Source organism: Rickettsia endosymbiont of Ixodes scapularis (assembly GCF_000160735.1).
Classification (GTDB): Bacteria; Pseudomonadota; Alphaproteobacteria; order Rickettsiales; family Rickettsiaceae; genus Rickettsia; species Rickettsia tamurae.
In genome coordinates this window covers 948,422-956,671 of the sequence record NZ_CM000770.1, presented here as the reverse complement: position 1 = coordinate 956,671, position 8,250 = coordinate 948,422, and the positions used below count along the sequence as shown (strand labels likewise).

The window sequence follows — 8,250 nt, the reverse complement described above, 5'->3', positions numbered from 1 at the left end:
ATATCATAAGCTTTTGTAGAACAGATATTTTGAACCGACATATTTACGCTTTCTTGCTGTTATTGATAATAAAAGTTAATAGAATTTTACCCATGTAGAATGGTATTTATTAGAGTGCTTAATTATTAAAGCATTTTAAAATGATCTTGGTATCTGATAATTTTAATAATATTATTATAAAAAAAATTTTGCAAGATGTTATAGATGAATAAATTAAATAAAAACTCTTTACAAAAGAAACTTTTTTACCGTAGTAAAAATCGCGGTTGCAGAGAAATGGATTATATACTCGGTAGCTTTGCCGAAAAGTACCTATCCTTAATGGATGAAAAAAAACTTGGAAGCTATTCTTTAATACTTGATCAAAATGATAATGATCTTTATAATTGGATTAATAATAAATCTTCTGCTCCTTCTTATCTAGATGCCGAAATAATTGATAAATTACGCAAAATAGCAAAAATATAAACTCCTGTAGAATATTACAACAAAAATTTCCGGCGGCTGCCTTACTACATGACAATTTTTCATTTTATCATCTTTGGATATTGGAATATCAAGGACAACAGCTGTATCCAACGTACTAATTGAGTAGAAATATTATACAAGATATTAACCAATGTATCTAATCCAACACGAAATATACTATTTTGCCTATAACCATGTTTTTTAATAACTATTGGTTTATCTAAAACTATAATCTCTCCAGTTTGATAAGCTAGGCAAAATGCAATAGACAATATTTGCATCAATGTATCTAATCGTAAATCATTAGTAATATGAGTTGCTTCACAGTTGAATCCTGCTGATTTAAAAGCTTTGAACATTGTTTCAATTTGCCATCTTTGAGCATATATCTCAGCAGGATTTTTGATCTCATCACTATGTATTAAGACTGCAAGTTCACTCTTCTTATTTCTGATCCCTACTACATTAAATATTTCACCTTTTGTACCAATTCTACGTTGTGACAAACTCACATGCGATCCTATGGCTAGAGGGCGAAATAACTCTTGTATTTTAACCATTTTTCCCCTTGCATTACTGATATATTGTCTATTTTCTCTAACTCGAAAAACGTATCTTATTTGATTTGTTCTAAGCCAAGAGAGCCATTCCTTACCTATAAATTCTCTATCAGCGGTTAATGCTTCAATGCGGTTTTTGTCAAAAACTTCTAAAAAACACTCCATCAGATCAATACGCTCAATATAATCAGAGTTACCACACTTTTTATCACTTAGAAAATTCCAAAAAGGGGGATCGCTATACCATGAAAACTGACAGCTAAATATAAAATATTTATATGTCGTTTACCAAATTTCCCTTACTACATGACAATTTTTAGAGATGTAAGGACTAAAGGATTGAATTTTGCTGATAATTCATGATGATAACGGGGAAAGAACTTGGTTTACATATGAAAGATCATTCCGCCCCTCTAGTCGAATTATTACAAAAACATATTTCGCTTAATTTATCAAGAGCAAAATGTTTAGGATTATTTATCATTTCAATGCTTAACAGCAGGACAGTAAACATGTCATTGTTATGCAATAGAATGCCGTCTGGGATTAAAGCAGCTTCATGGTATAGAAGGATGCAAAGATTTATCTCTGAAATCTCAATATCATGGAGAGTATTACCTGTTATGTTAGTCATGATGACTGGGTTTGAGCAGGAGCAAAAATGGGTATTGTGTTTAGATAGAACGAATTGGAAATTTGGTAAACGACATATAAATATTTTATATTTAGCTGTCAGTTTTCATGGTATAGCGATCCCCCTTTTTGGAATTTTCTAAGTGATAAAAAGTGTGGTAACTCTGATTATATTGAGCGTATTGATCTGATGGAGTGTTTTTTAGAAGTTTTTGACAAAAACCGCATTGAAGCATTAACCGCTGATAGAGAATTTATAGGTAAGGAATGGCTCTCTTGGCTTAGAACAAATCAAATAAGATACGTTTTTCGAGTTAGAGAAAATAGACAATATATCAGTAATGCAAGGGGAAAAATGGTTAAAATACAAGAGTTATTTCGCCCTCTAGCCATAGGATCGCATGTGAGTTTGTCACAACGTAGAATTGGTACAAAAGGTGAAATATTTAATGTAGTAGGGATCAGAAATAAGAAGAGTGAACTTGCAGTCTTAATACATAGTGATGAGATCAAAAATCCTGCTGAGATATATGCTCAAAGATGGCAAATTGAAACAATGTTCAAAGCTTTTAAATCAGCAGGATTCAACTGTGAAGCAACTCATATTACTAATGATTTACGATTAGATACTTTGTCAAAACAAGCCATTTTAGAATTTGAACATAGTTATAACGATTTTTATTCGGCAAGGTCAGAGGCAAATAAACTTAAATTTAATAGTTTCTATCCCACCCTTTCACCGACTAGCTTATATTTTACCGCTTCTGAAATAACGGAATTACTGGAACAAAAAAATAATAGACATCTTTCCAAACCAGCTTATAGAGAGGAATTTAAAGGAGACACGGAACACAGCACCGCAGCGTACAAAAGCGTACGTGAGGATGCGAGTACCGGTTCGACGTCTAAATTACCTCTAGAAGCGAAGTTTAGAAAGATGTCTATTATATTAATTAGTTATGAAAATTCCGAGCAGGCTAGCTTAATGTCCCCCTTCGGGGATAAGAAATCCCTCGCCTTCAGGCGAAGGGAAGATATAATGAAATTGCTTTAGCAATGAATTTATATCAAGAAACATGAGAAGTTATAGAAAGAATAGTCATAGTCAGTATGATTTAAAAGTACATCTTATATGGATACCAAAATATAGGAAGAGAGTATTGATAGGCAAAGTAGCGGAAAGGGCTAGAGATTTACTAAGGCAGATTTGTATGGAACATGAAGTATATATAATTTCAGGGAAAATATCATGTGATCACGTGCATATGTTTATCTCATATAAATCACAAATATCTCTTAGCAAGTTAGTACAGTATTTAAAAGGTAGTAGCTCAAGAATTTTATTGCAAGAATTTGCTCATTTAAGAAAACAATTTTGGGGCAATCATTTGTGGGCTAGGGGCTATATGGCGGTCAGTTCAGGTAATATAACTGATGAAATGATACAGCACTATATTGATGAACAGGAAGGTGAACCTGTGAATGATGATCGATTTCTAATCGATTCCACTTTATAACCCCTCAGCTTATAGCTGAGGGTTCTTTAGTTGAAAATATTAGTTCTGCAAGTTTTATAGAAAAGAAAACGGTTTCCGATAAATTATTTGAGATTATTAAAGCTCATTCTTCTAAAAAAACCGTAATAGGTGCAGCTTCTTTAAGCGGTCTTGAGAGAGTTAAAAGTATCACCCAAAATTATGAATATAAATATAATGAGATAAATAAATTAGATGAGGCTAAGGCTTCAGTAATAAATGTCAGGATAATTCCTTTAAATCAAAGCTTTTATACGAAAGAATATTTATTTATTACCGCTAGCGAATTATTAGAAGAAAAACCTAGTTCTATAAACACTAACAAAAAGCTTAAAAATATCTTGCTGGAGCTTGATAATTTAGCTGAAGGTGAGTTTGCAGTACACAAAGATCATGGAATAGGGCGGTTTTTAAGGCTGGAAGCTTTAGAAATCAAAGGTAAACTGCATGATTTTTTAAAGACTCTATATGCCGGTAATGATAAATTATATATACCCGTTGAAAATATAGAGGTAATAAAAAAATACGGCAATGATAATGCAGAGCTTGATAAGCTTGGCAGCGTCTCATGGCAAAGAAGTAAGGCGAAACTTAAAAACCGTATAAAAAAGATAGCACTGCATTTAATACAAATAGCAGCTAAAAGGAAACTTAATAGCAGTGCTCCCGTTGAATTTGACCTTGAAGAATATGATAATTTTTGTGCTAATTTTCACTTTCAGTGAAACGGAAGACCAGTTAACCGCTATAAACGATATTAAAGAAGATCTAAGAAACGGTATGTTAATGGATAGGTTAATATGCGGTGATGTCGGGTTTGGTAAAACAGAGGTAGTAATGCGTGTCGTCTTTATGGTAGCAAAATCTCTAAATGAACATTTACCTCAAGTAGCCGTAGTTGTACCGACAACTATTTTATGTAGTCAACATTTTTCAAGGTTCATAGAAAGGTTTAAGGGTTTTGGTTTAAATATCAAGCAATTATCTAGCGTTGTTAGTTCTAAAGAAGCAAAGATTATAAGATCGGAATTTGAAAGCGGTAAAATAAATATAATAATAGGCACTCATTCTTTATTACATAAAAATATAAAATTCTTTAATTTGAAATTGTTAATAATCGATGAAGAACAACATTTCGGTATCGGTCAAAAAGAATTTCTTAAATCGCTAAAATCCTCTTCCCATGTACTTGCAATGTCGGCAACACTGATTCCTCGAACGCTGCAAATGTCAATGACCGGTTTAAAAGAACTTAGCATTATTGCAACGCCGCCTCTAAACAGGCTGGAAGTTCGTACATCGGTTATGCCGTTTGATCCCGTTATTATCAGAGATGCATTATTACGCGAACATTTTAGAGGTGGAAGAAGCTTTTATGTAGTTCCAAGAATTAAAGATATAGAGGATATCGAAAAACAATTAAAACAAATCCTGCCGGAATTAAGCTATAAAATAGCTCACGGAAAAATGACTCCGAGTAAAATTGATAAGGTTATGAGCGAGTTTTATGCCGGCAAATTCGATATACTAGTCTCAACTACTATTATAGAATCAGGAATTGATATAGCCGAGGCAAATACCATGATCATACATAAGGCCGATATGCTGGGTCTTAGTCAGCTATATCAATTGCGTGGTCGAATAGGTCCGAGGTAAAATGCGGGGCTATGCCTATCTAACGGTAGAAAGTCATAAAAAGATGACATCGCAGTCCTTAAGACGCTTAGAGATAATACAAAATAGTTGTGCTTTAGGCTCAGGTTTTACTATTGCAAGCCATGATATGGATTTACGGGGCTTCGGTAATTTGATAGGTGAAGAACAATCAGGACAAATTAAAGAAGTGGGTACAGAACTCTATCAAGAAATGCTGGAAGAACAAATAGCTATCTTTAAAGATGAACCGGTTGTTTCAGAACAACCCTTTATCCCGACTATTAATTTGGGATTATCCGTCTTTATTCCGGATAATTATGTATCCGATTCGGCTCTTAAACTTAGGCTATATAGAAGAATGGGTAATTTAAGCAATGAGATAGAAGTAGAGAAATTTAAAGATGAGATGATTGATAGATTCGGCTCACTACCGATTGAATTTAATAATTTACTTGATATTGTAAAAATAAAGCTATTATGCTTTAAGTTAAATATTGAGAATTTAGATTCAGGAGATAACGGGTTTGTGATTAAATTTTATAAAAATGCCGATATGACTGATAAAATTTTAAAATTTGTTAGTGCTTACTCTAATCAGGCACAAATCAAGCCGGACAATAAATTAGTATTTATCAGGAAATTAGTAGATAAAAATATAATTGTTGAGGCAAATCAACTACTTTAGAATTTAATAGAAATTTAAGTGTCATTGCGAAGAGAGGCAAAGCCTACTGTGTCATACCGTGGCTTGACCACGGTATGACACCTAATGTGCTTTTACTGGATTCCCGCCGTTGCTGGGATGACATTAAATATAATAATATATAAACATGCTCCCTAACCTAAAGCAATTATTTCAACAGCATAATGTAAAAGGTTTGTCGATTAATTCTAAAACCGTTAAGGATAAAGACGTCTTTTTTGCGATTAAAGGACAAAATGTTGATGGAAATGATTTTATTAAGGATGCTTTAGATCAGGCGGCAGCATTAGTAATTACGGACAATAAAAAAAATATTGTTATAGATAAAGTAATTTACGTAGAAGATGTGCAAGTAGCTTTATATGAAGCCATAGAAATATTCTATCCTAAAAAACCAAAGAATCTAACAGCCGTAACCGGTACTAATGGTAAAAGCTCGGTAGTATCCTATATAGTTCAAACATATTCATTACTTGGGAAAAAAACAGCATCTATAGGTACGATAGGGGGAGAAATATTTGGCTGCGATAATCTTATAAATGATGTACCGGAATTAACAACTTTAGACTACTTAAGCTTTAGAAAAATTGCTCATAATTTAGCTGAAAACGGTATAGAATATTTAGCTTTTGAAGCTTCTAGCCATGGTCTTGATCAAGCAAGGCTTGGGGAAATAAAAGTAAATATCGCATGTTTTACTAGCTTTAGTCAGGATCATCTAGATTATCACCATACAAAAGAAAATTATTTATTAGCCAAACTGAAATTATTTACTAGACATCTTTCCAAATTCGCTTCTAGAGAGGAATTTAAAGGAGACACGGAACGCAGAACCGCAGCGTATACAAGCGATCGCGCAGATTCGAGTACCGGATTGACGTATAAATTACCTCTAGAAGCGAAGTTTGGAAAGATGTCTACTGATCATTTATTACATAGCGGTCTTGCAATATTAAATTCTGATATAGAAGAAATAGAGTTTGTTAAAGATTATCTACATAATCATAATATTAAATTTATAACCGTTGGGAAAAAAGGTGATTTAGAAATAACTAGAATTAACAGTTCTTTAAAAGGACAAAATATTAATTTTACATTTAATAATAGAGAATATAATTTTAATACCCCGATAATTGGTAGTTTTCAGGCTAGTAATTTATTAATTGCTGCTCTTAGTGTTCATTATACCGGATTTGATTTTAATAAAATCATCGAAATTCTAACGCAAGTTAAACCGGTAAAAGGCAGAATGGAGCGAATAGACAACACTAATATTTTCGTTGATTATTCCCATACTCCGGATGCTCTTGAAAAAGCTTTAACGGAGCTGAAAAATATTAAATTACGTGATAGTAAGCTAAGTGTGGTTTTTGGCTGCGGCGGTAATCGTGATAAGACAAAAAGAAGTATTATGGGGCAAATAGCCGCAAAACTTGCCGATACCATCATAATTACAGATGATAATCCACGCAATGAAAACCCAAAGCTTATTAGAACTGAAATCATAAGCGGTATAGATAAAGCAGATTATACAGAAATAGCAAATAGAGAAGAGGCTATTAAATACGGTATAAATAATTTAAAACAAGATGATATCTTATTAATTGCCGGCAAAGGTCATGAAAATTACCAAATTATAGGCGATAAGAAATTACCTTTTGATGATGCTGAGGTTGTAAGGAAGTGTATAAAAGCCTGTCATCCCGTAGCTTGACCGGCGTTGTTGCATGGATCGAAAAAAGCACACATTGTCATACCGGGGCTTGTCCCCGGTATCCAGAAATTTAATAATATAATGAACAATATTATGTATATACCTCTAGTAAATGAAACATTGCTTATAGTGAGATAATATGCTAATAAGTAATCATGGAATATAAAAAATTATCAATAATAGAAAAGCAAGAATTAAAGAGTCGTCATAAGCAGGAGAGAGACGGTAGGATCAGAGGATCAAAGCTGTTCTTATGTATGATGATGGCTATAGTATTGGTGAGATATCAAAAGTGTTAATACTGAGTGATGAAGGGATAAGGAACCATTTAATAGATTATCATAATGATCAGAAGCTGAAGCCGGAAAATGGTGGTAGTTGTAGTAAACTTACTAGAAATCAAGAAGAAGAATTAATAGAGCACCTTGAAACTAATAATTATGTGTATGCTAGAGATATAGGTTTGTATATAGAAAATCAATATGGAGTAATCTATACATTAGCTGGTGTAATAAAGTTATTACACAGATTAGGTTTTAGTTATAAAAAACCTAAGTTAATTCCTGGAAAAATAGATTTAGATAAACAAGAGGAATTTAAGCTTCAATATAGTTTGTTAAGAAATAATTTAGCAAGTGATGAGTGTATTTATTTTATGGATAGTGTTCATCCACAATATCAAACTAGGGCTCGATTTGGTTGGATTAGAAAGAATGCAGTAAAAACATTACCAAGCTTTAGTGGATGGAAACGTAAGCATATTATAGGTGCAATTAATCTAAAAAGTCTAAATGTAGTAACAACTGATAATCCTAAGGTTAATGGCGATTATATCATTGAATTTTTAAAGAAATTGGAAGAAAATAATCAAGATAAAAGTAAGATTTATCTGATATGTGATAATGCGGGATATCGTAGGTCAAAAAAGGTTAGAGAATATCTACAAAATAGTAAAATAGAGCTAGTCTTTTTGCCACCGTA

General features: G+C 32.7%; 6 protein-coding genes and 3 pseudogenes. 8 read left to right on the top strand and 1 reads right to left on the bottom strand.

Features of this window, described 5'->3' with window-relative positions; all coding sequences use genetic code 11:
- Positions 1–204: 204 nt before the first annotated feature.
- Positions 205–468 (top strand): succinate dehydrogenase assembly factor 2, encoded by a 264-nt coding sequence (locus tag REIS_RS04815; RefSeq protein WP_008580148.1) that lies wholly within the window; start codon positions 205–207, stop codon positions 466–468.
- A gap of 59 nt (positions 469–527) precedes the next feature.
- Here REIS_RS04815 and REIS_RS04810 read toward each other — a convergent pair whose 3' ends face one another.
- Entirely contained in the window at positions 528–1,202 is a 675-nt protein-coding gene (locus REIS_RS04810) for a transposase (RefSeq protein ID WP_241760926.1), read from the bottom strand.
- 185 nt (positions 1,203–1,387) lie between these two features.
- On the opposite strand from REIS_RS04810, the gene REIS_RS04805 reads away from it, so the two are divergent.
- The 7 genes and pseudogenes from REIS_RS04805 to REIS_RS04785 all read left to right on the top strand — a co-directional run.
- The gene (locus REIS_RS04805) at positions 1,388–1,804 is read left to right on the top strand and encodes a hypothetical protein (protein ID WP_008579269.1); all 417 of its coding nucleotides are present in this window, start codon (positions 1,388–1,390) and stop codon (positions 1,802–1,804) included.
- A gap of 47 nt (positions 1,805–1,851) precedes the next feature.
- Positions 1,852–2,214, top strand: a pseudogene (locus tag REIS_RS17225) (transposase); the annotation flags it as partial.
- Positions 2,215–2,442: 228 nt separating this feature from the next.
- A pseudogene (locus REIS_RS17220) lies at positions 2,443–2,628 on the top strand (palindromic element RPE1 domain-containing protein); the annotation flags it as partial.
- A gap of 109 nt (positions 2,629–2,737) precedes the next feature.
- Positions 2,738–3,178, top strand: coding sequence for an IS200/IS605 family transposase (tnpA, locus tag REIS_RS04800; RefSeq protein ID WP_008579210.1), 441 nt, complete (start codon positions 2,738–2,740; stop codon positions 3,176–3,178).
- A gap of 17 nt (positions 3,179–3,195) precedes the next feature.
- Positions 3,196–5,537, top strand: a pseudogene (gene mfd / locus REIS_RS04795) (transcription-repair coupling factor); the annotation flags it as partial.
- A 145-nt stretch (positions 5,538–5,682) separates the two neighbouring features.
- Complete coding sequence (locus tag REIS_RS04790; RefSeq protein WP_008580145.1) at positions 5,683–7,269, top strand: UDP-N-acetylmuramoyl-L-alanyl-D-glutamate--2,6-diaminopimelate ligase; 1,587 nt, start codon at positions 5,683–5,685, stop codon at positions 7,267–7,269.
- A gap of 253 nt (positions 7,270–7,522) precedes the next feature.
- On the top strand, positions 7,523–8,250 hold a 728-nt coding region (locus tag REIS_RS04785; RefSeq protein ID WP_008580144.1), incomplete at its 3' end, for an IS630 family transposase.

Bases quoted from the DNA above. Each gene is read 5' to 3' on its own strand.
- REIS_RS04815 (WP_008580148.1), top strand. From the start codon at position 205: ATGAATAAATTAAATAAAAACTCTTTACAAAAGAAACTTTTTTACCGT.
- REIS_RS04805 (WP_008579269.1), top strand. From the start codon at position 1,388: ATGATGATAACGGGGAAAGAACTTGGTTTACATATGAAAGATCATTCC.
- tnpA (WP_008579210.1), top strand. From the start codon at position 2,738: ATGAGAAGTTATAGAAAGAATAGTCATAGTCAGTATGATTTAAAAGTA.
- REIS_RS04790 (WP_008580145.1), top strand. From the start codon at position 5,683: ATGCTCCCTAACCTAAAGCAATTATTTCAACAGCATAATGTAAAAGGT.